The 23,949-nt window shown below is 43.3% G+C and carries 25 protein-coding genes; 7 read left to right on the top strand and 18 right to left on the bottom strand.

The features are described 5' to 3' along the window. The coding region (locus HMPREF2686_RS06205) for an LPXTG cell wall anchor domain-containing protein (RefSeq protein WP_148130203.1) at positions 1–489 on the top strand (489 nt) is incomplete at its 5' end. A 493-nt stretch (positions 490–982) separates the two neighbouring features. Here HMPREF2686_RS06205 and HMPREF2686_RS06200 read toward each other — a convergent pair. The 3 genes from HMPREF2686_RS06200 to HMPREF2686_RS06190 all read right to left on the bottom strand — a co-directional run bounded on the left by HMPREF2686_RS06200 (position 983) and on the right by HMPREF2686_RS06190 (position 3,243). After that, positions 983–1,714 (bottom strand): cyclase family protein, encoded by a 732-nt coding sequence (locus tag HMPREF2686_RS06200; protein ID WP_013903883.1) that lies wholly within the window; start codon positions 1,712–1,714, stop codon positions 983–985. Positions 1,715–1,726: 12 nt separating this feature from the next. Then, positions 1,727–2,869, bottom strand: coding sequence for a 5-methyltetrahydropteroyltriglutamate--homocysteine S-methyltransferase (locus HMPREF2686_RS06195; protein WP_049482785.1), 1,143 nt, complete (start codon positions 2,867–2,869; stop codon positions 1,727–1,729). A 161-nt stretch (positions 2,870–3,030) separates the two neighbouring features. Continuing rightward, positions 3,031–3,243, bottom strand: coding sequence for a YdbC family protein (locus tag HMPREF2686_RS06190; protein ID WP_003002541.1), 213 nt, complete (start codon positions 3,241–3,243; stop codon positions 3,031–3,033). Positions 3,244–3,333: 90 nt separating this feature from the next. Here HMPREF2686_RS06190 and HMPREF2686_RS06185 point away from each other — a divergent pair, with 90 nt between their 5' ends. Continuing rightward, the gene (locus tag HMPREF2686_RS06185) at positions 3,334–3,666 is read left to right on the top strand and encodes a hypothetical protein (protein WP_013903885.1); all 333 of its coding nucleotides are present in this window, start codon (positions 3,334–3,336) and stop codon (positions 3,664–3,666) included. Between the two features lie 15 nt (positions 3,667–3,681). Here HMPREF2686_RS06185 and HMPREF2686_RS06180 read toward each other — a convergent pair whose 3' ends face one another. Further along, positions 3,682–4,968 carry a peptidase U32 family protein gene (locus tag HMPREF2686_RS06180; protein ID WP_003002878.1) on the bottom strand — a complete coding sequence of 429 codons (1,287 nt, stop codon included), beginning with the start codon at positions 4,966–4,968 and terminating at the stop codon, positions 3,682–3,684. A 96-nt stretch (positions 4,969–5,064) separates the two neighbouring features. After that, the gene (locus HMPREF2686_RS06175) at positions 5,065–5,994 is read right to left on the bottom strand and encodes a peptidase U32 family protein (RefSeq protein ID WP_049482781.1); all 930 of its coding nucleotides are present in this window, start codon (positions 5,992–5,994) and stop codon (positions 5,065–5,067) included. Between the two features lie 129 nt (positions 5,995–6,123). On the opposite strand from HMPREF2686_RS06175, the gene HMPREF2686_RS06170 reads away from it, so the two are divergent. Beyond that, the gene (locus tag HMPREF2686_RS06170) at positions 6,124–6,417 is read left to right on the top strand and encodes a DUF3270 family protein (RefSeq protein ID WP_070449724.1); all 294 of its coding nucleotides are present in this window, start codon (positions 6,124–6,126) and stop codon (positions 6,415–6,417) included. Between the two features lie 129 nt (positions 6,418–6,546). Here HMPREF2686_RS06170 and HMPREF2686_RS06165 read toward each other — a convergent pair whose 3' ends face one another. The 8 genes from HMPREF2686_RS06165 to HMPREF2686_RS06125 form a co-directional block, all read right to left on the bottom strand. Beyond that, a complete protein-coding gene (locus HMPREF2686_RS06165) occupies positions 6,547–7,005 on the bottom strand; it encodes a YtxH domain-containing protein (protein ID WP_023918695.1) in 459 nt (152 codons plus the stop codon). Between the two features lie 14 nt (positions 7,006–7,019). Beyond that, positions 7,020–7,403: a DUF948 domain-containing protein gene (locus HMPREF2686_RS06160; protein ID WP_031573975.1), complete on the bottom strand. Its 384-nt coding sequence runs from the start codon at positions 7,401–7,403 to the stop codon at positions 7,020–7,022. Between the two features lie 3 nt (positions 7,404–7,406). Further along, on the bottom strand, positions 7,407–8,189 hold the full coding sequence (gene lgt / locus HMPREF2686_RS06155) for a prolipoprotein diacylglyceryl transferase (RefSeq protein ID WP_045759687.1): 783 nt from the start codon (positions 8,187–8,189) through the stop codon (positions 7,407–7,409). Further along, positions 8,186–9,118 (bottom strand): HPr(Ser) kinase/phosphatase, encoded by a 933-nt coding sequence (gene hprK / locus HMPREF2686_RS06150; RefSeq protein ID WP_070449721.1) that lies wholly within the window; start codon positions 9,116–9,118, stop codon positions 8,186–8,188. The genes lgt and hprK overlap by 4 nt, the downstream gene beginning before the upstream one ends. Before the next feature lie 172 nt (positions 9,119–9,290). Beyond that, positions 9,291–9,665 carry a hypothetical protein gene (locus HMPREF2686_RS06140; protein ID WP_024054620.1) on the bottom strand — a complete coding sequence of 125 codons (375 nt, stop codon included), beginning with the start codon at positions 9,663–9,665 and terminating at the stop codon, positions 9,291–9,293. A 12-nt stretch (positions 9,666–9,677) separates the two neighbouring features. Continuing rightward, a complete protein-coding gene (locus HMPREF2686_RS06135; RefSeq protein ID WP_003005023.1) occupies positions 9,678–9,959 on the bottom strand; it encodes a PspC domain-containing protein in 282 nt (93 codons plus the stop codon). 74 nt (positions 9,960–10,033) lie between these two features. After that, a complete protein-coding gene (locus HMPREF2686_RS06130) occupies positions 10,034–10,489 on the bottom strand; it encodes a SprT family protein (protein WP_024054621.1) in 456 nt (151 codons plus the stop codon). Next, positions 10,476–12,632: a Tex family protein gene (locus HMPREF2686_RS06125; RefSeq protein ID WP_398578134.1), complete on the bottom strand. Its 2,157-nt coding sequence runs from the start codon at positions 12,630–12,632 to the stop codon at positions 10,476–10,478. The genes HMPREF2686_RS06130 and HMPREF2686_RS06125 overlap by 14 nt, the downstream gene beginning before the upstream one ends. Positions 12,633–12,781: 149 nt before the next feature. Between HMPREF2686_RS06125 and HMPREF2686_RS10580 the strand changes: the two genes are divergently transcribed. The 4 genes from HMPREF2686_RS10580 to zwf all read left to right on the top strand — a co-directional run bounded on the left by HMPREF2686_RS10580 (position 12,782) and on the right by zwf (position 16,307). Further along, positions 12,782–12,931: an SPJ_0845 family protein gene (locus HMPREF2686_RS10580; RefSeq protein WP_003008123.1), complete on the top strand. Its 150-nt coding sequence runs from the start codon at positions 12,782–12,784 to the stop codon at positions 12,929–12,931. After that, positions 12,931–13,836, top strand: coding sequence for a permease (locus HMPREF2686_RS06120; protein ID WP_014713646.1), 906 nt, complete (start codon positions 12,931–12,933; stop codon positions 13,834–13,836). Before HMPREF2686_RS10580 ends, HMPREF2686_RS06120 begins: the two co-directional genes overlap by 1 nt. After that, positions 13,833–14,648 carry a TIGR03943 family putative permease subunit gene (locus HMPREF2686_RS06115; protein ID WP_024054726.1) on the top strand — a complete coding sequence of 272 codons (816 nt, stop codon included), beginning with the start codon at positions 13,833–13,835 and terminating at the stop codon, positions 14,646–14,648. Before HMPREF2686_RS06120 ends, HMPREF2686_RS06115 begins: the two co-directional genes overlap by 4 nt. Positions 14,649–14,840: 192 nt before the next feature. Then, entirely contained in the window at positions 14,841–16,307 is a 1,467-nt protein-coding gene (gene zwf / locus HMPREF2686_RS06110) for a glucose-6-phosphate dehydrogenase (protein WP_070449718.1), read from the top strand. A gap of 91 nt (positions 16,308–16,398) precedes the next feature. On the opposite strand, the gene ftsY is transcribed toward zwf, so the two are convergent. From ftsY to rnc, 5 genes are read right to left on the bottom strand one after another with little or no spacing between them, the layout of a single operon-like run. Further along, complete coding sequence (ftsY, locus tag HMPREF2686_RS06105) at positions 16,399–18,060, bottom strand: signal recognition particle-docking protein FtsY (RefSeq protein WP_070449716.1); 1,662 nt, start codon at positions 18,058–18,060, stop codon at positions 16,399–16,401. Continuing rightward, entirely contained in the window at positions 18,061–18,882 is an 822-nt protein-coding gene (locus HMPREF2686_RS06100; protein ID WP_024054729.1) for a Cof-type HAD-IIB family hydrolase, read from the bottom strand. It lies immediately after the preceding gene. Continuing rightward, the gene (locus HMPREF2686_RS06095; RefSeq protein ID WP_024054730.1) at positions 18,879–19,685 is read right to left on the bottom strand and encodes a Cof-type HAD-IIB family hydrolase; all 807 of its coding nucleotides are present in this window, start codon (positions 19,683–19,685) and stop codon (positions 18,879–18,881) included. Before HMPREF2686_RS06095 ends, HMPREF2686_RS06100 begins: the two co-directional genes overlap by 4 nt. Then, positions 19,675–23,211, bottom strand: coding sequence for a chromosome segregation protein SMC (smc, locus tag HMPREF2686_RS06090; RefSeq protein ID WP_070449714.1), 3,537 nt, complete (start codon positions 23,209–23,211; stop codon positions 19,675–19,677). Before smc ends, HMPREF2686_RS06095 begins: the two co-directional genes overlap by 11 nt. Continuing rightward, positions 23,202–23,903: a ribonuclease III gene (gene rnc / locus HMPREF2686_RS06085; RefSeq protein ID WP_031573937.1), complete on the bottom strand. Its 702-nt coding sequence runs from the start codon at positions 23,901–23,903 to the stop codon at positions 23,202–23,204. Before rnc ends, smc begins: the two co-directional genes overlap by 10 nt. Positions 23,904–23,949 lie beyond the last annotated feature (46 nt).

The raw sequence follows: 23,949 nt of genomic DNA, 5'->3' as shown, positions 1-23,949 counted from the left end.
ACTACTTCAACTACAACTGATGAGCCTAAGACCACAGTAACAACTACCGATGAGCCTAAGACTACTTCAACTACTTCTGAAGAGCCTAAGACTACGGTAACAACTACCGATGAGCCTACAACTACTTCAACTACTTCTGAAGAGCCTACAACTACGGTAACAACTACCGATGAGCCTACAACTACTTCAACTACAACACCAGAAGAGCCAGAAAACCACAATAGTAGTGAGGAAGACACAACGTCAACAACAACTACTACTGCAGAGGCTAAGACTTCTTCATCTACTACAGAAAATCCAAATAAACCTAGTCATTCTGGTACCACAACGACACCAAGTGCGCCAGGTTCAAATGGTGGAAACAATGGGGGAGGTCGCAAATCGCTTCTTCCAAACACAGGTGAAGTTGTTGCATCTGGACTCGTCTTCTCTGGAATTCTTGTCTTAGCAGGTGCTGTTGGAATCAAACGGAAATTGACTCGTCAATAATTTATTCATTAAAAATAGTCAATTTTCTAACGAAATAGATTTTCAATGCATCTTAACAAATAGTTCAACTAACAAAGAGAGAAATTTTTAGCTCTCTCTGATAGATAAAATGAGGCTGGGACAAAAGTCCTAGCCTCTCAGTTATCTTTGAATTGTCGAGCAAGACGCAGCGGTTGACTGGGCTCTACTACGCTGATTTCATCAGCTTTTACAGCCCTACACAACTGTGCGGAGGTGGGGCGACGAAATCGAATTCTAACGAATTACCGATTTCTGTCCCACTCTCTTTTCTTTGTATAAACCCTATAATAATTTGGCTTACACCGGTACGTCTACATCTCAAAACATTGACAAAATAATTAACAAATATCCCTTTTTATTTTTTCTAGATCAGTTTTTTAGATGGAATATCAGATGATAACGAAAATAGTTTCGAAAATACAAAAAGACAAACGTCCAAATGCGACGTCTGTCTTCAAGCTTTTCTCTTTGTTTATGGTAAGATGGCAATGGCACGGACAGGTGAACCAGTTGCCTTATCCCAGTGAGGGAAAGCAATCGAAATCAAAGCACCTACAGCTGGAACTTGGTCCAATTGGTTCAAAACTTCAACTTGGTAGATATTTTGTTCCAAGAGGTAGTATTCATTGACCAAGCCATGCTCTGCTGCTGGAATACCTGCATCGGTATCAAAGGTTTCATGACCCACAGCCTTGACATGACGTTCATGAATCAAGAATTCCAAGGCTTCACGGCTCCATCCTGGACTTTGTTGAACCCCATTTTCATCTAAGTTACGCATAGCATCTTGATCTGGCCAACGTTTTGACCAATCACTACGGAAGGCAACAAAAGCACCCTCAACAATTTGTCCATGCTCTGCCTCAAAGTCTAAGATATCTTGTTTACTCAAGATAAAGTTTGGATTGGCAGCAACTTCTTTAGACTTGTCGATAACATAAAGTGGCAAGAGGAGATCTTTGAGGTCAATCTCATCCAACCAACGACCCCCTTCTACAAAGTGAATCGGTGCATCGATATGCGTTCCGTATTGACCAACCACTGTAAATTTTTGAACATGGAAACCATCTTTTAACGTAAAAAGGTCTTCTTGTTGCAAGGCAGGAAGGGCTGGGAAGTGTGGACTTTCCGCATTGATTTGGTGACTCAAGTCTACCCATTTTTTAGCTTGCAATTCTTTATAAATACTTAGTAAATCTGACATGTTTCTTCCTCCTTATTCGCCCCAAACTTCAGCGACAATTTCCTTAATCAAACCGATTTTTTTCCATTGGTCTTCTTCTGTCAAAATGTTTCCTTCTTCTGTCGAAGCAAAGCCACACTGAGTAGACAGGTAAAGATTTTCCAACGGTACATACTGACTTGCTTCTTTAATACGAGCAATCACTTCGTCCTTGTTCTCCAGTTGACCACTCTTAGATGTCAAAAGGCCTAACACCACTCCTTTACCAGGGGTTACTTCTGCAAGTGGTTCAAAACCACCAGCACGATCAGTGTCAAACTCAAGGAAGTAAGCATTGACCGCTTCTTCTCCAAGTAGTTCTTTGGCAATCGGCGCATAACCACCTGATGAAGCCCAAGTGGAATGGAAGTTCCCACGACAAACGTGCGTATTGACAGTTAGACCAGCTGGAACATGTTGGTAGACATCGTTGTTAAAAGTCAAGAAGAGATCAGCGAGTTCTCGGCGAACCTCATCTTTTGACTTGCCTTGGGCTGCTCCCCAAGCCGTCAAGAAATTATCGTCTACCAAGACACCCCAAGTACAGTCATCTACTTGAAGGGTCCTAAGTCCAGCGTCATACAAATCTTGAATCACTTGAAGATAGGCTTGCTTGATGTCTTCACGAACAGCCGCAAAATCAGGATAGATGGTATTCAATTGTTCTACATGTTCTGCATCACGGATCAATTCAAAATAGAATTGCGCAGGTGCTGGAATGGTATATTTAGCCTCTACACCATCTACATCTGCTACAAGATCCCGCAAGAACTTGTAATGCTCTACAAATGGATGATTGGCTCCTGTGATTTTTCCAACTACAAGCGCTGAGTCAGCCTTGGTTGTTTCATCATGGAATTGATAGCCTTGGGCAGCTTGGACATGATCAATGCCACCAAAGCCCCAGAAGAAATCCAAATGCCAATAAGCTCGGCGGAATTCTCCATCTGTTACTGACTTCAGACCAGCAGCAATTTCTTTTTCAACGAGGTCACGAATCGCCTGATCTTCTACTTTTGTTAAGTCAGCCTGACTGATTTTTCCAGCTGCGAAATCTTCACGAGCCTGAACCAAAGTAGCTGGACGAAGAAATGAACCAACATGGTCAACGCGATAAGGTGCATGTGCATGTGTCAATATGAATCCCTCTTTCCTATAAGTTTTACATTAATTCATCAATGCAACCATTATAGCAGTCCAATACTTGATAAACAAGGGTTTGGGATAATCTAATATCTTTGATATCTATATAGCCTTAGACTATAACAAAAAAAGAAGTCCTTGAAGGACCCCTTTTCTTAATTTTTAAATGCATCGAGCATGACTTGGAACTCTTCGTTCGTGAGTGTAATGCCTTTTCCCATCTTTGTATGGTCGGGACTCCAGGTCCGGATATCATACTTAGCAGGAGCACCATTAAAACTCACACGGTTCAATTCCTTGGTCCAACCCTTGTCATTTTCTGACAAGACCAGTAAATGTTCTTCGATTTGGAATGAAAATTCTGCCATTTCACGACTCCTTTCTCGCCTTCTCATCTCTAATATTCGTAAATCATTTACAAAATCGTTGAAATTATCTATAATATATTGTATCAAGTTATGGAGAATTTAGCTATGAAAAAATTTCTCGAGATCGTTAAAGACCGAGCAAATGAATTTTTCAATGGAAAAGTCAGTACCCCTGCCCCATTAGAAGATGAGAGAATTATTGAAATCATTCAACAAGCATTGCGAAAAAAACAAGGGGTACATGTTATTTTTTCAAACAAGAGTTTTACAGGCGATATTGTCAAGTATGACCAAGAACGCCGACAACTGATCGTGAAAAATTTTAAAAAGAGTATGTCCACGATTATTCGGATTTCTGAGATCCAGAAAATCAGTTTGGTCCCCAATAACATTCGCATCGCCCAACAAAAAGGAGAGGTTTAACCCTCTCTTTTTTTGTTATACTCGAACAGTTTTACTTGCCCCATCTTTTGAGTAGAGATTGATTAAACCTTCCTGGCAAGAACGAATCATATCTCCTGGCTTGACTTCTTGTGGAACGGTGATCGTAAGAAGTTCCATCGGATTTGGTGCGCGATCAATCTTCACTCCATCCTTATCATGCAAGTCTTGGATCTGGCATTCAAAATGACGGAAGCCTGGTCCGTAGAATTCCACTTGGTCGCCTTCATTGATGACATTCCGTTGGCGAATCGTCGCAGTCATGGTAGATGGATCAAAGTCAACCACTTCTCCTACAAATTTGTATTGAGGAATCTTACGACGTGCCCCAAACAATTGTTCATTTTCAGTCGGTGTTTGGTAGTAGAATCCAGTTGCTAATTCACGTTGAGCAACCTTCCACAATTCATTGATCAAATCATCCTTGATGGCATAAAAGGCTTCTGGACTTTCCATATAGGCATCACAAGCTGCCTTGTAACAGTTGGCTACTGTTGATACGTAATGGACAGATTTCATCCGGCCTTCAATCTTCAAGCTATCAACCCCATTGTCAATCATGTCTGGAATATTTTCGATCATACACATGTCCACGGCTGACATAGAATATTCTTCCGGGACTTGTCCTTTGATACTCTTGCGTTCTTGGCCAAATGGCATATCGTAGAGATCGTATTTCCAACGGCAAGATTGAGAACAGCCACCACGGTTGGCATCCCGGTCAGACATGTGGTTAGAAAGGGTACAACGTCCGGAATAAGAAATACACATGGCTCCATGAACGAAGGCTTCGATCTCAAGATCGGTACGCTTACGGATCTCTGCCAACTCTTCCATGGATACCTCACGGGCCAAGACGACACGGGTCAAGCCATATTCTTTCCAGAAATGGAAGGTCTCCACATTGGTTGCAGAAGCTTGTGTAGACAAGTGAATATTGAGTCCAGGTGCATAGGTTGCACAGATTTCAATCAAGGCCGGGTCTGAAACGATCACGGCATCAAGGCCCATATCCCGTAATTCACGGAACCATTCACCAGCCCCTTGTTCATTTCCCTCATGGGTCACCATGTTTGAAGCGACGTGCACATCCACTCCACGGGCATGAGCATACTCAATTCCTTCACGAAGCTCATCCATGGTGAAGTTTCCGGCACGGCTACGCAAACCATAGGCTTGTCCACCAACGAACACAGCGTCTGCCCCATAATTAACGGCAACTTTTAATTTTTCTAATGTTCCAGCAGGTACCAAAACCTCTGGACGTTTTTTTGTATTTGTCATGTTTTCTCCAATTTACAAGATTGTCGATATGATGAATAGCCTCTTCGTTCCCTGAAAAAGGAAAACTCACAAACGAAGAAGCCCTAGTATTATTTGTTATTTTACACGATCTGGTTCATAATCATAGAAACCAGTATCCAAACCACGATTAGCTGGATGTAATTTGCGGATTTCTTCATCAAACAGATAGGCTTGATCCTGTGTAAATGTTCCATTTTGAATCAAATCACGGGCCTTGACAAAGTACTCTGTAATCTTGACAAAGTTTTCACCCGGACAGTAGACACCATCGAGTTTCCAATGATCAAAGCCATGTTCTACCAACTCAGACAATTTGGTCATCATATTCAAGTCATTATTTGAGAAGATATGGGTTCCATGTTTGTCTTCATAGACTGAATAATGGGAATTGGGATCTCCTGGTTCTGCTAAGAACAGATCGCGATCTTTGGTCACAGATTCTTCTGTCTTGATAAAGTTGTAATAATTCTGAAGAAGAGGTCGTTTCGAATGGTGGATAATGCTAGCACCATAGACCAAGACTTCTGCTGGAATCTGAAGATTCTCAGCCATTACGAATAATTCGGCAGATGGAATCTCACGAGCCAAAACAGCCTCAGAAGCTCCTGCTTGTTTTCCCCAGAAATTGATCTGGCGACTAGAAGTAACCATGGTTGATGCATCGTAGATGGTTTTGAATGGATAGCCATCTCGTTTCAAGACATAAAAAACGCCCGCATCTCCGACAGTAATATAATCAGCCTGAATTTCCTTTAAAAAATCTAGGAAAGGCTTGATTGAATCCATCATCGATTGGTGCATGAGTGCATTTACAGCTACTGTCAATTCTTTGCCAGCAGCATGGACCAGTTGGGCAATTCGATTTATTTCGTCATAGCTTAAAGTTTGAGGCAATCGTAATCCGTAGTCTTTTTCACCGACATAGATTCGGTCAACCCCTGCATCAATCAGGGCTTGCGCTTGCTCAACACTCTCTGCTGTTGCTGTAATAATAATATTTTTCATAGAACCATTATAACAAAAATTCCGATATTCTAGAAAAATTTATTCATTTTGTAAAATTTGTAACATTTTTGTAACATTTATATACCTGAATTCATGATAGAATAATAGAGTACTGTTAGGAGAGAGAAAATGCCCGTAAGAAATTTAAGACACTATGATGAAGAATTCGATTATATCGAATTAACCAAACAAACCCAAGAACCCCCTATTCAGGACTATGCTCCTGAAGTTGAACCCGCACCTCAATTAAGTGAATTGCTATATTTTTTGAATATCGCTATTTTCTGTGTGTTGACGGTTGTATTTAGTTTTGTCTTTTTAGCAACAAAAATGAATACCTTCTTTGCGTTTGCTTTAGCGATTGGTTCTAGCTTTGCTAGTATTCAAGGGTTCCGAATTTACTACAATAAACGAAAAAAATAAAAATCAGGTTTGCCTGATTTTTTTATTTACTCGAATTTTATTAATTGAAATAACAGTTGGAAGACAAAACTTAACTGCCAATTTCCATCTTACCTTCCAAAAAAAATGAGGCTCAGTGAGCCTCATTTTTTATACTTCTTTTGTTTCTTCTTCAGCTGCTTCTTCAGAATCTTTTTCATCCAATTCTAAAACGATGTCTTCTGATTCTGTTTGTTTGCGAATGGATTGAACCAAGTCATTGCCACTTAGATTTTCTTTTTGAAGTTTATCCTTAAATGAGTGATAGACTTCTTGAGATTTTTCAACCACATCTTGCGTCTTTTCTTTGACAGACTCCAAAACAGTTCCTGTCGTAATTTCTCCAGAACCAACTTTTTCTTTGGTTTGTTGGATCACTTCTGCTGCTTGTTTTGAAACATCCTTAGCAGTTTGTTTCACCGATTCATGTACTTCTTGAGGATCTTCTTGATAATCTTTTACGAAGCGCACCACTTTTTTAGTGACTTTCTTTCCTTGCTCTGTTGATAAATAGTAGGCTGCTGAAGCACCTGAAATCACACCAATTAATAAACTAGATAAACGTCCCATATTCTTCCTCGATTCTATTTAAATAATTTTGAAGCCATCTTAATCGCTTTTAATCCGATAGAGGCTTTCACTGTTTTTCCACCAGCTGACACTGCTTTGGAACCTAATTGACGGGCTTGATCATTCAAATCTGAAACAGACTCTGAAAGATCCGCTACGGCTGTAAAGAGTGGGTCAATCGTTGCAACTTTTTGATTCAAATCATCCGTTAAAACATTGACTTTTGCCAATAGATCATTGGTCTGATGCAAGGTGACATTGACATCTGATGTCAAAACTTGGATGGTTTTTTGCGTCTCATCTACAACTTTTCCAATCTTTGAGAGGAAAAAAATCATATAAATGACAAGCGCTACTAAGGCAAGGCCTAAGAGGCCGTATGCAATTTCAATAAACATATATTACTCCTTTGCTTCTACATAATAAGGGGCTTTTTTGCGACGTTGGTAGATGATGATGGCGAGTCCAACTAGAATCAGGATCATCGACAACCACTGGGAAACACGTAAGCCCGCAAACATCAGGCTATCCGTCCTCATTCCTTCGATGATCATCCGACCAAAACCATACCAGATAAGGTAAAAGGCCGTGATCTCACCTTGCCTCAAAAATTGGGGCTTCCTCCGAAGAATCAAGATCAAGAGAAAACCTAGCAGATTCCAACTGGATTCATATAAGAACGTTGGCTGACGGTAACTACCATCTATATACATTTGATCTCGAATAAAAGAGGGCAGGTAGTTGAGACTTTTAACAGTAGCTCCATAAGCTTCCTGGTTAAAGAAGTTTCCCCAGCGACCAATACTCTGTGCAATCATGACGCTTGGGGCCGCAATATCTAAGAAATCAATTGGCTCAATCAAGCGTCTACGAGAGAATAGATAGAGGACAAGGGCACCTGTCAAGAGGCCACCATAAATCGCGATTCCTCCGTTCCAGATCGCAAAAATCTCACTAAGATGCTGGCTATAGTAACCCCATTCGAAAATAACGTAATAGAGTCTGGCCCCCACAATCGCAAGAGGAAAGGCAATCAAAATGAAATCAATGATATCATCTGGATCAATTTTCTTACGAGGTGCTTCTTTCATAGAAAGATAAACGGCTAGAATCAAGCCAGAGACAATACAAATTGCGTACCAACGAATACTGATCGGACCTAATTGAAGGGCTACTGGATTCATTCCTTCACCTCATTTTGACTAATCAACTGGGACAGACGTTCTTCAAAGGTTTTAGTGGCATCATAGCCCATTTCTTTGGCACGAACATTCATCGCCGCTGCTTCGATCACGACCGAAATGTTCCGACCAGTCTTCACAGGGATGCAAATCCGAGGAATGGTCACGCCACCGATTTCCAACTCTTCTGCATTATTACCAAGACGATCATAAACCTGATCCTTAGCATAATTTTCCAAGTAAACGGCGATTTGGACTTGTGAAGAATCCTTCACAGCACTCGCACCGTAGAGACTCATGACATCGATAATCCCGACACCACGGATCTCTAGTAAGTGGCGTAGTATTTCAGCTGGCTCTCCCCAAAGGGTCATCTCATCTCTCGCATAGATATCGACCCGGTCATCTGCTACAAGGCGGTGACCCCGCTTGACAAGTTCCAAACCTGTCTCGCTTTTTCCGATTCCGCTATCTCCTTGGATCAAGACACCCATCCCATAAATATCCATCAAGACACCGTGTACACTCGTACGTTCTGCTAGCCGACTATCCAAATAGCTAGAAAGCTCTCCAGATAAACGACTCGTTGCAACATTGCTCTTCAAAATGGCTAGTTGCTTCTCTTCAGCAGCTCGCAACATTTCTTCTGGAATTTCTAAATTCCGCGCGACAATGATGACAGGTGTCTCTGGCTGGAACATCTTGCGCAAGACCTGATGACGGTTGTGAGAGCTCATCTTCACCAGGTAGGACCATTCTTTCATTCCTACAAGCTGAATCCGCTCAGGTGTGTAATAGTCGAAATAGCCCGTCATTTCAAGACCTGGACGTGAAATGTCCGCAGTCGTAATTTCCTTGCTTAAGAGGCTATCATCCCCATAAACAACCGATAGACGAAGCTTTTCCTGTATATCGCGAACAGTAACTGCCATATCATTCTCCCTTTTCAAATTCTCTCTCTATTATAGCAGATTTTCTCTTCAGACGAGAGACTGAAGTGTCATTTGAAAGGTCCATTTTCAACTCCTTTTTAAGGCAAGTAAAAAGAGGCCAAGACAAAGGTCTCCAACCTCTAGGAAATGATGGGAACATATGAAGAATGCTCTAGCCTTGGCCTTGCAAAAAATCTTTAATCATAGATTTGATTCCGGTAGAGACCACATAGACCACCGCATTTGAAGGAAATGCGATCAAGCCAAGCATAAAAGCGTAAGGTCCTCCCCCCATTAAGGACAAAACCAGATACAAAATCGGAAGAAATAAAATCGAAAACCGATAAATTTGTGGCTTTCTAGCCATTTCTGTTGGAAGAAACAAGAGGTAGAAAAGACTATTCCAAATGCCCAGTGGAAAAAGGAGCATTCCGATCAAAACTGTTCCAACTCCTTCACCAAAAACACGATTTAAAATGAAAAACTGTCCTATAAAACTGAAGAAGAGATATAGAATAAAAGCAAGGGAATAAAACTTCTGCTTCACCCGGATCTCCTTTTAGAAAAATGGGCTATCATTCTGATCATGGATGGGTTCAGCCTCTTTTCTTCGACGAGGTCGAGGGCCATAGTCAAACATTTCCTGCTCCTCCTCGTCCTTATAAGGCAAGGTCGTATCTAACAGTAAATAGATAATCACACCGATAAAGGCATGAGAAACCGTGAAAAGAATAAACAAGAAGCGTAGGAGAGTTACACTAAGACCAAATTTATCAGCTAAGCCAGCTAGCACACCTGAAACCAGGCGATGTCGTTTTAATTTGTAAAATGATGATGTCATTTGATTTTCCTCTTTCTAGTTAGACCTATTTTAGCAGAGTCGAACTGGAAAGAGATCCGCCTAAAGACCGATTCTTACTCTTGTCTCATTTCAAGAAATTGCAGGCGGCTGCGACAACGACCGCAGGCATATTTCTTCAGATCGATTTTTCGCTTTCGTCTATACTCTTGGCCACAATGGGGACATTGATAGAGATAGATCCTCTTGACTCGCCCAGTTCTATCTGGTAGAGGTGGTGTGAAACGAAGACCGTCCACTTGCTGGAGGAGTTGCTTAAAGGCTAGATCTTTGTGGCGAAAGCCTTTACCTTGATCGTAAAGATGGTAATGGCAGAGCTCGTGGCGGACAATTTTGCGAAAGACCTCTAACCCAAAAGCTTGGTATATTTTCGGGTTGAAATCAAGGTGTCGATCCTTGGGAAAGAAACGACCCCCAGTGGTTTGAAGACGTGAATTCCACTCTGCTCGATGACGGAATTCTCTCCCAAAATCTTCTAGGGATACTTGGCGCACATACTCAGTCAGATTCATTCGGAGCTACCAAACTGAGATTAACTTTTTCGCGTTCCACATCAATCTTCTTCACCCAGACGGTTACCAAATCACCTACTGAGACGACCTGGCTTGGATGCTTGATAAACTGTTTGCTCATATGGGATATATGAATCAAGCCATCTTCGTGAATACCAATATCGACAAAGGCTCCAAAGTCAACCACATTGCGCACAACCCCTTCTAATTTTTGGCCTATATGGAGGTCTTTAATATCCAAGACATCCTGACGGAGTACGGGTGCATCAAAGGAATCCCGCAAATCGCGACCTGGTTTTAGGAGATCGGCAATGATATCTTTCAGGGTTTCTGGTCCCAGATCCAGCTGAGTAGACATCTCCTTTATGTTCACAGCTTTTAATTTTTCCTGAGCGGATGCATCGAGTTCGGTAATTTCAAGAAGTTGAAAAAGTTTTTCAACTTCCTTGTAACTTTCAGGGTGAACCCCGGTATTGTCCAAGATATTTTTACTTTCAGGAATGCGTAAGAATCCAGCAGCTTGCTCGAAAGCCTTGGCGCCGAGACGAGGGACTTTTTTAATCTGTGCTCGTGAAAGAATCATTCCTTCTTCTTCCCGGTATTTCACAATATTTTCAGAGATGGTTTTATTGAGTCCTGCTACATGGGCTAAGAGAGAGGGACTAGCCGTATTGATATTGACCCCAACTTGGTTGACGACAGTATCTACCACGAAATCCAAGCTTTCTGTCAGTTTTTTCTGATTGACATCGTGTTGGTATTGACCGACACCGATGGATTTGGCATCGATTTTCACCAATTCTGCTAGCGGATCTTGCAAGCGACGGGCAATGGAGATGGCCGATCGTTTTTCAACGGTTAGCTCTGGGAACTCATGACGGGCCAATTCACTAGCTGAGTAGACAGAGGCTCCGCTTTCATTGACAATAACATAGCGAACTCCTGGATGGTCATGAAGCAACTCTGCGACAAAGGCCTCACTTTCACGGCTAGCTGTTCCATTTCCAATTGCAATAATCTCTACGCCAAACTCCTTGATCAAGGAGGACAGATCCTTTTTAGCCTGCTCGATCTGAGCTGGTTTTGCAGGTGCAACTGGATAGATGACCTGGGTAGCGAGCATCTTTCCTGTCTCATCGACAACAGCTAGTTTAGCACCGGTCCGAAAGGCTGGGTCAAATCCAAGGACCACGCGCCCTTTTAATGGAGGAATGAGCAATAGATTCCGTAGATTTTCAGAGAACAATTGAATGGCCCCGTCTTCTGCCACCTCCGTCAACTCTGTCCGAATCCGACGTTCAATCGCAGGTACGATTTTTTTCTTAACCGCTTGTTGAATAACCTCATCCACATAGGCATTTTTGGTTTTAAAACGAGCCTCAAAAATACGAATGATCCGATCCAAATGGTGCTCGAATCCGACTTTGAGAACGCCCAATTTTTCCCCACGATTGAGAGCTAGAGTCCGGTAGCCTTGCATATTCTTGATCTTCTCAGAAAAATCATAGTAGATTTCAAATGTTCTCTTAGGATCTAAGCTTTCATCCTTCAAGGTTGACGTCATGAGGGAATGCCCATGAATTTCTTGATAGGTGAGGGCCCGTAATTGGGCATCCTCTGAAATAGCTTCTACCAAAATATCCACTGCACCAGCTAAAGCTGCGGTTTCAGTTGGGAAGGCCTCACAGGTAAATTTCTGAGCCTCTGCTTCCAAGTCTGGACTATTTTGCAAAATGAGACGCGCCAAGGGAAAAAGTCCTGCTTCTCGAGCAATCGTCGCCTTGGTCCGCCGTTTTTCCTTATAAGGGAGATAGAGTTCTTCGACATCCGCTAATTTTTCAGCAGCTTCAATAGCCTGCTTGAGCGCCTCTGTCAGTTTGCCTTGTTCCTCAATCTTAGCAAGGACGGTTTCTTTTCGTTCAGCCAGAGCCGTTAACGATTTGTCCCGGTCAATAATGGCCTTGATCGCTACTTCATCTAAATTTCCCGTTAGATCTTTTCGATAGCGAGCAATAAAGGGAATGGTTGAGCCTTCTGCTGTCAGACTCAATACGGTATCGATTTGTTTTAAGCTAACACCCAATTCTTGGGCTATTTTTTCATATTTATCCATAACTTCCATTATAGCATATTTTGCTGCCATCAAGGGGTGAGATCGCCTGTTCTGGTCTCTGTTTCAGGGATTTTTCATAGAATAATTTTGACCCTCTTGATCTTTCCTTTTATGCTCCATTTCCCCCTTGCTCTTCCCTTTTTGTTATAATGATAGAAAATGAATAAGGAGGCCCAATAATGGCTATTAAATTCTCAAAAACAGATGATCTTGATAAAATGTTTGAAAACTTTGCAAGTTTTCCAGATGTAGAAAAAACAGTCGAATTCCCCGAAGAAAAAAAGAAGGCAGAAACTGCTACAACTAAAGAAGCAAAGAAGGTTAAGTAATGACATTCTTTCAACACCTTCCCTCTAGCGTCTTGCAGGCTGGGGCTATTTTTCTCTCGATTATTATCGAGGCCCTACCGTTTGTCCTAATCGGGAGTATCATTTCAGGGATTATCGAGGTCTATATCACCCCCGAGAGGGTCTACCGCTTTCTTCCCAAGAATAAATTTGGGCGGATCTTCTTTGGGACCTTTATCGGCTTTATCTTTCCTTCCTGTGAATGTGGAATTGTTCCCATTATCAATCGCTTTCTAGAAAAGAAAGTCCCAAGTTATACTGCTGTTCCCTTTCTGGTGACAGCACCGGTCATCAATCCCATCGTTCTCTTTGCGACCTACTCAGCCTTTGGAAATTCTGTCAAGATGGCCCTCTACCGCGCCCTTGGTTCCCTACTGGTCGCAACAGTGCTAGGAATCTTTCTTGGTTTTATTCAGACAGATTCGATCCAAAAAGAACATCGTAAGGCTGTACATGAACATGATTTTAGGGACTTGAGCAAAGGTCAAAAGCTTTTCCAAGTCTTGGTGCAAGCCATTGATGAATTCTTTGATACGGGACGCTACCTGGTATTTGGTTGCCTCTTTGCCAGCCTCGTCCAAGTCTATGTCCCAACACGGATCCTCACTTCGATCAGTGCGACACCGGTTATTGCTATTCTCCTTCTCATGGTCTTGTCCTTTCTCCTCTCACTTTGTAGCGAGGCGGACGCCTTTGTTGGATCCTCTCTTCTCACGAGTTTTGGAGTAGCGCCTGTTCTTGCCTTTCTGGTGATTGGGCCTATGCTTGATGTCAAAAATCTCCTCATGATGAAAAATTACCTCAAGACCCGTTTTATCTGGCAATTTATCGGGATTGTGAGTGGAGTTGTGCTCCTTTATGCTTGGTTTGTGGGGGTAGTACTATGATTCGTTTCTTGATATTAGCTGGCTATTTTGAGCTCACCATGTACCTGCAATTATCTGGTAAGCTCAATCAATACATCAACTTACACTATTCTTACTTGGCTTATATTTCCATGTTCTTGTCCTTTGTTTTAGCTCTTGTGCAGCTGATCATCTGGGTCAAGCAGATGAAGATCCACAGTCATCTCTCTGGCTTCTGGGCAAAAGTGGCGAGTATTTTCTTGCTCTGTATTCCTTTGTTTGTCGGGCTATTTTTCCCTACAGTGACACTGGATTCCCAAACAGTTTCTGCCAAAGGCTACCACTTCCCGGTTGCGGCTGGATCTTCCAAGGAAATTCAGCAGGACGAAGGGACAACAACCCAGTATCTCAAACCAGATACTAGTAGCTATTTTACCAAGTCAGCCTATGAGTCAGAGATGAAGCAGGCTGCAAAGAAATATGTTGATAAAAAAGTGATTCAGGTGACCACTGAGAATTACATGGAAGTCATGGAAGTGATTTATGATTATCCTGACCAATTTGCAGGAAAGACGATCGAGCTGACCGGCTTTGTTTACAATGACCCCAATAACAAGAACAGCCAATTTCTCTTTCGCTTTGGGATCATCCACTGTATCGCAGATTCCGGAGTCTACGGTCTCTTAACGACTGGTGCTCCGCAGCATTTCGAAAACAATACCTGGATCCATGCGAAAGGAACCTTGTCCATTGAATACCACAAGCAACTCAAGCAAAGCTTGCCTGTCCTCCACATTAGCGATTGCCAGACCATTACGAAACCGGCTAATCCATATGTCTACCGCGTATTCTGATGGAGCTTCCGTTGTAGATCCAAACATCTTATAACTGTTCAAGCTAGAATCCACATTGATTCTAGCTTTTTCTATGCTTTCCTCTCAGATCCTCTCATCCAGCGGAAAATATTCGGAACAACGATTCCATCAAAGAAATCTTGTAGATTTTATGGTAAAATATGGTTAATAAAATAGGAAATAGGTACTTAAATGTCTTCAAAAGTTATTGTAACCATTTTCGGGGCCAGTGGAGATTTGGCCAAGCGCAAACTCTACCCGTCCCTTTTTAGGCTCTACAAATCAGGTAATCTATCTGAAAACTTTGCAGTGATCGGGACAGCCCGTAGACCCTGGAGCAAGGAATACTTTGAATCAGTCGTGGTAGAATCCATCACAGACCTGGCCGATAGCCCTCAACAAGCTCAAGAATTCGCTAGTCATTTCTACTACCAAAGCCACGATGTCAATGATACCGAACATTACATCGCCCTGCGCGAATTACAAAACAGCTTGGATGAAAAATACCAAACAGAACACAACAAGGTCTTCTTCTTGTCCATGGCTCCTCAATTTTTTGGAACCATTGCCAAACACCTCAAATCAGAAGGGATTGTAGATGGGCAAGGCTTTGAGCGCTTGATCGTTGAAAAACCTTTCGGTACAGACCTAGAAACGGCTAGTCAGCTCAACAAGGAATTGGAAGAAACCTTTGATGAAGAACAAATCTTCCGGATCGACCATTACCTTGGAAAAGAAATGATCCAAAATATCTTTGCTATTCGTTTTGGAAATCTTATTTTTGATAATCTTTGGAACCGAGATTTTATTGACAATATCCAAATTACCTTTGCTGAACGCTTGGGGGTTGAAGAACGCGGTGGCTACTATGATCACTCGGGGGCCCTTCGAGATATGGTGCAAAACCATACCCTTCAGCTTTTGTCTCTGCTTGCCATGGATAAACCAGCCACCTTTACTAAGGATGCGATTCGGGCAGAAAAAGTTAAAGTTTTTGAGCAATTGCACAATCCAACAGATGAGGAACTGAAGAAATTCTTTATCCGTGGTCAATACCATTCAGGTACGATCGAAGGGAAAAAAGATATCTCTTATCGCAGCGAGCCCAATGTCGACCCTGAGTCTACTACAGAGACCTATGCTTCTGGTGCATTCTTTGTTGATAGCGATCGCTTCCGTGGAGTTCCTTTCTTCTTCCGTACTGGAAAACGCTTGACTCAAAAAGGAACCATGGTCAATGTGGTCTTCAAGCAAACCGACTCCATCTTTGGACATAGTTTGCAACCAAATGTCTTGACCATTTATATCCAACCAAATGAAGGTTTCTCATTGAGCATCAACGGGAAAGAGGTCGGAGAAACATTCAGCATCGCACCGATTTCCTTTGATTACGAAACAGATGCGACTGCAACTGGAGCTTCCCCAGAGCCTTATGAAAAATTAATTTTTGACGTTTTGAACAATGACTCAACCAATTACAGCCACTGGCACGAAGTTCGTGCTTCATGGCAATTGATTGACCGGATTGAAAAACTATGGGCCGAAAATGGTGCACCGCTCTATGAATACAAGTCTGGATCCATGGGACCAACTGCATCCGATGATCTCCTTGCAGAATACGGAGCAGAATGGGTTTGGAAACCTGAACCTAAGAATTAAGGAAAGCCACCTTCGGGTGGTTTTTTTGATAGCGCAAGGAAACAAAAAGACAAATTGTTCTTCCAACAATTTGTCTTTTTCTATTCGACTCTTAAATCAAGCCTTCCAAGAGGCCTCTCATGAAGTTTTCTGAGTGGAATGGTCCGATGTCATCAATCTTTTCTCCGAAACCAATCAACTTCACTGGAATGTCCAACTCTTCACGGATCTCAAGGACGACCCCACCTCGAGCCGTTCCATCGATCTTGGTCAATACAATTCCTGTTACAGGCGTAATTTTTGAAAACTCTTTGGCTTGCACCAAGGCATTTTGACCGGTTGATGCATCGAGGGCCAGCAAGGTTTCATGCGGTGCATCAGGTACCACACGCTTGATAATGCGGCCGATTTTTTCAAGCTCGGCCATGAGGTTGTCCTTGTTTTGCAGACGACCAGCTGTATCAATCATCAGAACATCGATGTTTTCAGCGATCGCGCGTTCCATTCCATCAAAGACGACGCTAGCAGGATCTGATTTTTCAGGACCTGTCACAACTGGAACATCTACGCGGCGTCCCCATTCTGCCAGTTGAGCTACTGCTCCTGCACGGAAAGTATCTGCTGCAACCAGCATGACTTTCTTGCCTTCTTGTTTGTAGCGGTGGGCTAATTTCCCAATAGATGTGGTTTTACCAACTCCATTGACCCCAACAAAGAGCATGACCGTAAGACCATCTTGAAAACGAATGGCTTCATTAAATTGGCCATCCTTTTCATACAAGTCCACTAATTTTTCGATGATCACGCGCTTGAGAGCATCTGGTTTTTTGGCATTTTCCAAACGGGCTTCATAGCGCAACTCTTCGGTTAAATTAGAGGCCACTTGAACCCCAACGTCACTCATGATCAAGAGTTCTTCCAATTCTTCAAAGAATTCTTCATCAACTGAACGGAAATTGGCAAAGAAGGCATTGAGGCGCGCTCCAAATCCAGTCCGCGTCTTTTTCAAGCTACGATCGTATTTTTCCTGAATGGTTTCTTGCTCTGGCTCAACCTCGTCTTGAATTGGCTCCTCAGCCTCTTCAACAGTTCTTTCCTCAACGGTTAATGCAGCTTCTCCTTCAGGAAGTTTGGACTCGGCTTCTGCCACTTCTGAAGTTTCCTCCACTTGAGCGATCGCTTCTGATACTTCAGGTTCTAGGACCTCATCCTGAGCCTCTACTAGTTCTGGAGCCTCCTCTTCTGTCGTGCTCTCTTCTACTGGCTCAGCGTCAGGTGATGGAGAGGCAATTGGTGACTCTTCTCCCATTTCTGAACCATTAGCCCCATCTGCTTCCTCACCATTTTCAGTTTCTTCCGCTTCAATTTTCACTTCTTCAAGAGGCTCAGTCTGCTCTGTTTCATCAGCTAGTGGTGAAACTTCTTCGGGACTTGCTTCTGTTTGAGCAGGTTCAAAGACAACTGGAGTTTCCTCTACTGGTACTTGGTCTTCAGGAGCCTCTGAAGTCACGATTTCTTCTACAAGAGGTTCCTCTGTCGGCTCTTCTTGAGCGACGGTCGAAACAGGTTGATGAGTGGCTGCAATCCGCGCTTTGAGCTCTTGGTAATAAGCCTCCATATCAGCGATTTTTTGCTCTTCCTTGTCATTTAAGGTAGCCGCAGGCTCCTCTTTGACAGTTTTTTCAACCTCCGTACTTTCCGTCACTTCTTCCGAAGACGGAAGCACTTTTTCAGTTTCTTCTTTTTTTCCAAATAAACGATCAAATAATCCCATTTATTCACTCTCCTTTAGCACATAATTTTCAATTGCCCATGCGACGGCATCCTGGTCATTGGTCACAGGGGCCACAAGCGCTGCAACTTCCTTCACTGCTGGAATCGCATTGCCCATGGCAACTCCCAGTCCAGCCCACTGGATCATAGACAGGTCATTGGCTTCATCTCCACAGGCCATGACTTGATCAGCCTTAAGGCCCAAAATAGCTGCCAGTGCCTCTAAACCTGTTGCCTTGTGAACATTTTTAGGGCACCATTCCAACAACATTTCCCGAGATTTAAAAATTTCATAGTCTTGAAATAAGTCCGGCTTGATCTGTTTTATCGCTGCATCTAAAAAGTCTTGATCAACGGCTGTCACACACTTGTTGTAAGATATCGTGGATGGCAGATCTTTAAAATCTGTCTCAATAAAGTTCAGGTAGGGATTGTAAAGGGAATAGAGAGACTTTCGATCTGCATGAATCTCATAAACCGTTCCCTCACTGATAGCATCCAGCGGAAGGCCGAGGCGGGCTGTTTCATCATGAATGGTTGCGACATCTTCTGGCGCCAAGACAACTTTTGAGAGGATTTCTCCATTATTTCGCTGCACTAGACCACCGTTGAAAGTAATCGTATACTCTTCTTTAAGGCCTGCTGTTCCCAATTCTTCTAAAAGAAAATCCATGGCTTTCAAGGGGCGACCAGTGGTTAGGACCACCTTGACACCTTGGGCCTGTGCAGCAGCGAGGGCTGCTCTATTGCGAGGGGAGATCTTTTTTTCAGAATTGAGAAGGGTCCCATCTAAATCCAGTGCAATCAAGGAAATCTTACTCATACAATTTCCTCCATGTAGCGTAGGACAGAACCAGTCGCATGGTGGCCGATGACTTTTTCAGCAATGGCCAAGATTTCAGGACGTGCATTTTCTGGCGCTACAGGATGGCCCACGACTTGCATCATATGGAGGTCATTTAGGTTATCTCCAAAAGCCATCACCTGATCCATCGAGATCCCTAGTTTATCCGCTAAGGCGGTAATGGCCACTCCCTTATCGACATAATCGAGGACAATGTCAATCGATTCAAAACCTGTCGTCATCGCTTTGACACCGGGGATATTCTCAGTGACCCATTGCTCACCTTCAAGCACAAGAGCTGCATCAAAGTTGGTGGTCAATTTGAAAATTTCATCCTGAATATCCGCTAGACTTTTCACTTTTTGAATGTTTTCATTGTAGTGTTGACTCAAGGCCAGATAGTCGGGATCTACTGTTTCTAAGACATAGCTCCCTTTTTTCCCAGTCAAAAGAAGCTTATTCGGGTCTGCATAAGGTGAGGATTTCAAAGCTTCAAAAACACCCAAATAAAAGTCTTTGGACATAGTCGCTTCGTAGAGATCTTCTCCATGAAATTCTACCACACTACCATTTTCAGCAATGAAAATCATCTGGTCCTCAAATCCTTTAAAGAGGGATTTGAGAGAAAGGAGGGCACGGCCACTCGCAGCTGCAAAATAGATGCCTTTTTCTTTGCAGCTTGCTAATACCTTGCGTAAAAGGTCTTGATCGTACTGATGTTGGTCATTTAGAAAGGTTCCATCCATATCCGTAGCGATCAATTTAATATCATTATTTTTCATTTTCTAAGTCTTTCAATTTTACTGAGACGATTTTAGAAACCCCTGATTCTTGCATGGTCACACCATAGATGGAATCTGCAGCCGACATAGTTCCCTTCCGGTGCGTCACGACAATAAACTGGCTTTCCTTATCAAAGCGGTTTAAATAATCCCCAAAGCGCTTGACATTGGCCTCATCTAGGGCAGCCTCTACCTCATCCAGAATGACAAATGGAATAGTCTTGACACGAATAATCGAGAACAAGAGAGCCAAGGCAGACAAGGCCTTTTCTCCACCACTCATGAGGTTTAAGGATTGGATCTTTTTACCAGGTGGCTGCACAGAAATCTCAACACCAGCTGTCAGAAGATCTGGCTCTGTCAGAATCAAATCAGCAGAACCCCCACCAAACATTTGACGGAAAGTGACTTTAAAGGATTCACGAATGGCTTCAAAAGTTGATTTAAAGCGTTCCTTGACTTCGTCATTCATGTCGTTGATAGTAGACAGAAGCATGTTTTTCGCAGCCAAGACATCCTCACGCTGGCTCGAAAGGAAATCAAAGCGTCCCTTCACCTCGTCATACTGCCCGATCGCATCCACATTGACTGGACCAAGTGCCTTAATATCTTTTTCGATGCTCTTGAGCTGGTTTTCAGCTGCCGCAAGATTTTCAACAGGTTTGGCCTGCTCTTTGGCTTGGTCAAAGCTTTGCATGAATTCATCGGTAATTTGCGTTAAAAGCTTGTTCAAACGATCCGCATGCTTTTCACGCGTCGCTTCAGCCTTGGCTTGTTGACGAATCCACTCTTCGTTTTTCTTGCGAGCTTGTTCCATCTGTTCTGCAACATCTTCGGCCTGGCCTTCCAAATCATCCAGCTCAAAGCGTTTCCGAATGACCCCTTGTTCCAAGTCCGTTTTCTTGGCTTGGGCCTGTGTCAATTGATTAGCTAGTTGCTCCACATCGACTGTCTGAACTTGGGCCTCGCCTTGTTCAATCAGCAATTGCAACTGACGCTTTTCTACTTCCAACTGGGAGATCGTTTCTTCCAAGCGACGAGCATCTGTTTGCTCATAGCTTTGTTGGCTCTTACATTCGGTCTGTTGAAGTCGCAATTCTGCCAATTGCTCTTGCAAGTATTGCACTTTTTGTTGCAGAACATCTTTATCCGACTTCATGGTTTCAATATCGCGATTCAAGTTTTCTTTTTGAAGCTCAATCGCTGCCAATTGCTCGGTAAGGGACTCCTGCTCTTCTTGGAGAGACTGGGTCGCATCTGTTGCCAATTCTGACTTCAAAGCTTCTAAGAGCTCCTGGATTTCTTTCAGTAGCTCTTGGCTTTGTTGGTAGGCCAATTGGGCTCGCTGTTGCTCCAGACGCGCTTGCTCACCCTGGCTTTGAATAGAGGCCAGGTATTCTTGCGCCTGCTTGAGCAAATTGTCCTTGGTCTCGACCTCCTGCTCTGCTTCTCTCAAACGAGCATCCAGAGCTTGCATTTCCTGCTTCAAACTATCCAATTCTGGTTTGACAAAGACCGTATTTTGGGAGCGATTGGCACCACCCGCATACGATCCTCCGGTCCGCAATTCGGTCCCATCCAAGGTCACCATCCGAACTTGATAGTTGACTTTACGAGCCGCCTCACGCGCATGCTCCGTCGTGTCAAAGATGGCCGTTACTCCAAGCAAGTTTTGGAAAATCTGTTCAAAACGATGCTCATAGGTCACTAAGTCACTCGCAATTCCTAGAAATCCTGCACTGGCTTGAATCAATTCCAAATTCCGAGGAGATAGTTGACGGGCTTTGATGGTCGTGAGCGGAAGGAAAGTTGCCCGTCCCAAGCGATTGCGTTTCAAGAAATCAATCGCTCGAGTTGCAGCCTTTTCATCCTCGACAATGATCTGTTGGCTGCTAGCTCCTAGAGCAATTTCAAGCGCCGTCTGGTAGTCTTTTGAGAAACTCAAATTCTCACTAACAGCCCCACAGATGCCTCCTAACCGTTCTGCTTCTTGCAAAACGCTCTTGACGCCTGCGTAGAAGTTACTATGGTTCTTCTGAATAGCTTCCAAGCTATTGATCCGCGCCCGTTTGTTTTTGCTCTCATCCATCAAGTCAAACATGGCCGTTTGAGCCTCTTGGTAGGCAGCTTTGGCCTGCTCCACTTTTACCAATTGATTTTGGTATTCTGCTAATAGTCTTTTGACCATCGCTTGTGCCTGATCCAACTCTTCCAATTGTCGGACTTCTTTTTCCTTGGCAGTTTCAAAGTTTGTTTGTGCCTTGGTCAAATCCTCTTGACGATGGCTAGATTCTTGCAGGAGTGCCTGGATCCGGCTCTCAATCGCCGTCCGCTCATTCGATTTTTCAGCCTCTGTCTGCAAGAGCGCGACATACTGCTCGCGTAGATGCTCAATGACTTGTTCCGGGTCTTCTTCGTAGTTGGCTAATTCTTTTTCCAACTCTTCTTGTAGCTGACGGTTCTCTGTCAGTCTTTGTTGAAGCATAGCTAGCGTCTTTTGTTTTTGAGCCAGCTCTTGTTTCGCTTCTTCCAGACGGGCCAAAACAGCATCCAGCCTCTCAAGATTTTCCCTGCGACTATGGGCTGCTTGACTCGATTGCAACTTAGCTACTTCAATTTGCTTTTCTAAATCACTGATCAAACGAGTGACCTCAAGCAAGCTGGCCTGGTCCTCAGCTAAGCTCTCATCCAACTGATGACGGGCTTTCTTGATGCGTACATTCTCTTCTTCTAAGACCTGACGACGTTGGTAATAAGAAGCCAACTGTTCTTGAATGGCCTTTTCTTCTTGATCAGCCTTTTCGTAGAGCTCTTTTGTCAGATAGACTTGAGCAACTAAAACATCCAGCAAGAGAACCTGCCGTTCTTGGTCTAATTCCAAGAAACGGCGAGCGACCGTCGCTTGCTTTTCAAGAGGTTGGATTTGTCCTTCTAATTCATAGAGGATATCCTCCAGACGGTCCAAATTCTCCTGGGTTTGGTTGAGTTTGGTCTCGGTTTCCTTGCGCCGCGTCTTAAATTTCAAGACACCTGCAGCTTCTTCAAAGATTGCCCGGCGTTCTTCCGGTTTGGAGTTAAAGATCTCCTCTACTCGACCTTGGGAGATAATGGAGAAAGAATCCCGTCCCAATCCCGTATCCATGAACAAATCATGAACATCTCTGAGACGTACTTTCTTGCCATCGATCTTGTACTCGCTGTCTCCTGAACGATAAATATGCCGTTCGACACGAATTTCTTTCCCTGCCTGTTGGATAAAACCATCTTGGTTATCTAAGACAACTGTGACACAGGCATAATTCAGCGGTTTACGCGATTCTGTCCCTGCAAAGATAACATCGGGCATCTTGCCCCCACGTAGACTCTTGACACTGGATTCCCCCAGGGCCCAGCGCAAGCTCTCCGTGATATTTGATTTTCCAGATCCATTAGGCCCTACAACGGCAGTGACTCCTTTGTCAAATACGACTTTTGTCTTATCCGCAAAGGATTTAAAGCCTTGGATTTCAATCTCTTTTAGATACATGGCCCATCATTCCTCGTTTCAACTGCATTGCGGGCTGCTTCCTGCTCCGCTAATTTCTTGGAACGACCATGACCATGTCCCATCGTTTGACCGTTCACGAACACTTCTACTTCAAACTCTTTGGCATGAGCTGGACCGGACTCGCTAACCACTTGGTATTGGATCTCCACATCTCCGTGAACCTGTAACAATTCTTGCAGACGGGTCTTGTAGTCAATGACTTGAGAAAATTGACCCGTTTCAACCTTGGGAATCATGACCTGATAGATGAAGCGTTTGACCGCTTCCACACCTTGATCTAAGAGCAAGGCACCTAAAAAGGCTTCAAACAAATCGCCAAGAATCGTATCGCGGTCCCGACCACCAGATTTTTCTTCGCCCTTGCCTAGTTTGATGTAATGATCAAATTGGCAATCCCGAGAAAAGCCAGCCAGACTTTCTTCACGGACAATCATAGAACGGAATTTGGACAAATCTCCCTCCGGTCTGTTGGGGTGTTCCTTATACAAATATTCGGAAATAACTAATTGAAGAACAGCGTCTCCTAAAAATTCCAAACGTTCGTTATGTGAAATTTTTAAGAGGCGATGCTCATTGGCATAAGAGGTGTGCGTAAAAGCTGTATCTAATAAACTGCTATCTGAAAAAACGATCTGAAACCGTTCCGATAACAGGGCTTGTAATTTCTCCATGGAAAGCCTACTTTCTAATAAATTTATACTCTTAAGTATACCAAAA

Origin of the sequence: Streptococcus sp. HMSC057G03 (assembly GCF_001808745.1) — a bacterium.
GTDB classification, from domain to species: Bacteria; Bacillota; Bacilli; order Lactobacillales; family Streptococcaceae; genus Streptococcus; species Streptococcus parasanguinis_Z.
This window is presented reverse-complemented; position numbering and strand designations above follow the sequence as displayed.

What these genes read in the sequence shown, in the direction of transcription:
- HMPREF2686_RS06200 (WP_013903883.1), bottom strand. Translation starts at nt 1,714, where the DNA reads ATGTCAGATTTACTAAGTATTTATAAAGAATTGCAAGCTAAAAAATGG.
- HMPREF2686_RS06190 (WP_003002541.1), bottom strand. Translation starts at nt 3,243, where the DNA reads ATGGCAGAATTTTCATTCCAAATCGAAGAACATTTACTGGTCTTGTCA.
- HMPREF2686_RS06185 (WP_013903885.1), top strand. Translation starts at nt 3,334, where the DNA reads ATGGAGAATTTAGCTATGAAAAAATTTCTCGAGATCGTTAAAGACCGA.
- HMPREF2686_RS06180 (WP_003002878.1), bottom strand. Translation starts at nt 4,968, where the DNA reads ATGACAAATACAAAAAAACGTCCAGAGGTTTTGGTACCTGCTGGAACA.
- HMPREF2686_RS06175 (WP_049482781.1), bottom strand. Translation starts at nt 5,994, where the DNA reads ATGAAAAATATTATTATTACAGCAACAGCAGAGAGTGTTGAGCAAGCG.
- HMPREF2686_RS06170 (WP_070449724.1), top strand. Translation starts at nt 6,124, where the DNA reads ATGCCCGTAAGAAATTTAAGACACTATGATGAAGAATTCGATTATATC.
- HMPREF2686_RS06165 (WP_023918695.1), bottom strand. Translation starts at nt 7,005, where the DNA reads ATGGGACGTTTATCTAGTTTATTAATTGGTGTGATTTCAGGTGCTTCA.
- HMPREF2686_RS06160 (WP_031573975.1), bottom strand. Translation starts at nt 7,403, where the DNA reads ATGTTTATTGAAATTGCATACGGCCTCTTAGGCCTTGCCTTAGTAGCG.
- lgt (WP_045759687.1), bottom strand. Translation starts at nt 8,189, where the DNA reads ATGAATCCAGTAGCCCTTCAATTAGGTCCGATCAGTATTCGTTGGTAC.
- hprK (WP_070449721.1), bottom strand. Translation starts at nt 9,118, where the DNA reads ATGGCAGTTACTGTTCGCGATATACAGGAAAAGCTTCGTCTATCGGTT.
- HMPREF2686_RS06135 (WP_003005023.1), bottom strand. Translation starts at nt 9,959, where the DNA reads ATGACATCATCATTTTACAAATTAAAACGACATCGCCTGGTTTCAGGT.
- HMPREF2686_RS06130 (WP_024054621.1), bottom strand. Translation starts at nt 10,489, where the DNA reads ATGAATCTGACTGAGTATGTGCGCCAAGTATCCCTAGAAGATTTTGGG.
- HMPREF2686_RS06125 (WP_398578134.1), bottom strand. Translation starts at nt 12,632, where the DNA reads ATGGCAGCAAAATATGCTATAATGGAAGTTATGGATAAATATGAAAAA.
- HMPREF2686_RS10580 (WP_003008123.1), top strand. Translation starts at nt 12,782, where the DNA reads ATGGCTATTAAATTCTCAAAAACAGATGATCTTGATAAAATGTTTGAA.
- HMPREF2686_RS06120 (WP_014713646.1), top strand. Translation starts at nt 12,931, where the DNA reads ATGACATTCTTTCAACACCTTCCCTCTAGCGTCTTGCAGGCTGGGGCT.
- HMPREF2686_RS06115 (WP_024054726.1), top strand. Translation starts at nt 13,833, where the DNA reads ATGATTCGTTTCTTGATATTAGCTGGCTATTTTGAGCTCACCATGTAC.
- zwf (WP_070449718.1), top strand. Translation starts at nt 14,841, where the DNA reads ATGTCTTCAAAAGTTATTGTAACCATTTTCGGGGCCAGTGGAGATTTG.
- ftsY (WP_070449716.1), bottom strand. Translation starts at nt 18,060, where the DNA reads ATGGGATTATTTGATCGTTTATTTGGAAAAAAAGAAGAAACTGAAAAA.
- HMPREF2686_RS06100 (WP_024054729.1), bottom strand. Translation starts at nt 18,882, where the DNA reads ATGAGTAAGATTTCCTTGATTGCACTGGATTTAGATGGGACCCTTCTC.
- HMPREF2686_RS06095 (WP_024054730.1), bottom strand. Translation starts at nt 19,685, where the DNA reads ATGAAAAATAATGATATTAAATTGATCGCTACGGATATGGATGGAACC.
- smc (WP_070449714.1), bottom strand. Translation starts at nt 23,211, where the DNA reads ATGTATCTAAAAGAGATTGAAATCCAAGGCTTTAAATCCTTTGCGGAT.
- rnc (WP_031573937.1), bottom strand. Translation starts at nt 23,903, where the DNA reads ATGGAGAAATTACAAGCCCTGTTATCGGAACGGTTTCAGATCGTTTTT.